General features: G+C 40.2%; 1 protein-coding gene. It reads left to right on the top strand.

Annotated elements, in window-relative coordinates:
* Positions 1-1,586 (top strand): right-handed parallel beta-helix repeat-containing protein (locus K339_RS37520; protein WP_037300043.1); only part of this gene is annotated, 1,586 nt, incomplete at both ends.

Raw genomic sequence — 1,586 nt, forward strand, 5'->3', positions numbered from 1 at the left:
GACACTCGTAATGTGGGCGGGATTGGTTCAGGATTGGTGACAAACACAAGCACGAACGAGTATTTTTGTTCGATACAGCCAGCGATAAATGATGCTGATACCCAAGATGGTCACACTATTACGGTGGCAGCAGGGACGTACAGTGAACAAGTGATTGTAAATAAGTCGCTTATTGTTAAAGGAGTAGGTGCTACCAAACCCATTATTAATTTTACGGGTTCGGTCACAGGAAAACCTGCCTTGTTTGATGTTTCAAAGCCCAATGTTACGATTGAAAATTTTGACATGAAAGTCGATCTGACTAAGCTTTCGAGTGCTATAATTGCAAGTGGAACTAACATTTCTGGTATTATAGTCAAAGACAATAACGTTCTAGCAACAGGTTCATCTGCATCAGCTTCGACAGGGACTTATACTGACCGAAATGCGGTGAGTGTAAACTATGGAGGAACTAATAACTACCGAACAGCAGCAGGAGGAGTTAGTGCTATTTCCTTTACAGGTAATACAGTTGGTGGTGAAACTGATGCTTTTAGTATGACACGATACTTTCGTTCAGGAATTTCGGTAGATGAAGGTGGGGGTACTTTTTCTGGAAATACCTTGCAAACAATTAATCACGATGTATTAGTAAGATTTGGTAGCAATGGAGCTATTACAATTTCCAACAATAATTTCAACGGAGGCGGTATTGAACTCGCTGACCAAAATGCAGCAGCAGGGCCAATCTCAGTCGAAAGTAATTTGTTCAATGCTACTTTTGCGAATACTTCAGCGCCTGGTGCAGCTGTGTTGCGTATTAAAAATAATTACAACGGGATTGTACACACAGTTTCTTCCAACACTTTTACCAATTTTAATTGGGCTGCGTCTGTAGAAAATATGAATAACATCACCTTCAATGGTAATACATTTTCGGGGCTAAACTCTAATTCTCGTTCCTTGGTTTTTAATACCAAATCAATCAGTGGTAATTCGAATGCAATTAGCCAAGTAGCGGTTGGAATGATTGCTACAAATAATACTTTTGAGGGACAAGGAACGGCTCTTTCGTTTTTAAACCATGATAGTGATAACGATTCGTATGGAACATTTACAATAGGAACAGCAGGGAACGAAAATACATTTGCATCGTCACTTGGAACATTTGTGTTTTTGGATGGTCAATCTGGTTCTTCCAATGGATCCACATTTCCAACATATCTCACGACTGGACAGTGGCCTACAACAATGGAATGCTGGGGACAAAATTTGAATATTGTCAACAATAGATTTGACATAGGGTCGGGATTACAGTCGCCTTTGTCGATGAATTTATCACAAAGAACTACCCTAGAAGGAAAGTTGGATCATAAGCCTGATGTCTCATGTAAAGGAGCGTTGCAATTCTTTTTGCCGGTTCACAATTTAACACAAAATACTTACTTTTCAACGATTCAGGCGGCAATAACGGCTGCGGTATCTGGAGACGTAATTGAATGTAGCGAAGCCACTTACAATGAATCGTTGATATTTGACAAGTCCTTGACGCTACAGGGTGTAAGCACAGATAAGAGTTTGCAAGTTTTGGATGGAACGGGTTTAGG

Origin of the sequence: Runella limosa DSM 17973 (assembly GCF_000482465.1) — a bacterium.
Taxonomy (GTDB): domain Bacteria; phylum Bacteroidota; class Bacteroidia; order Cytophagales; family Spirosomataceae; genus Runella; species Runella limosa.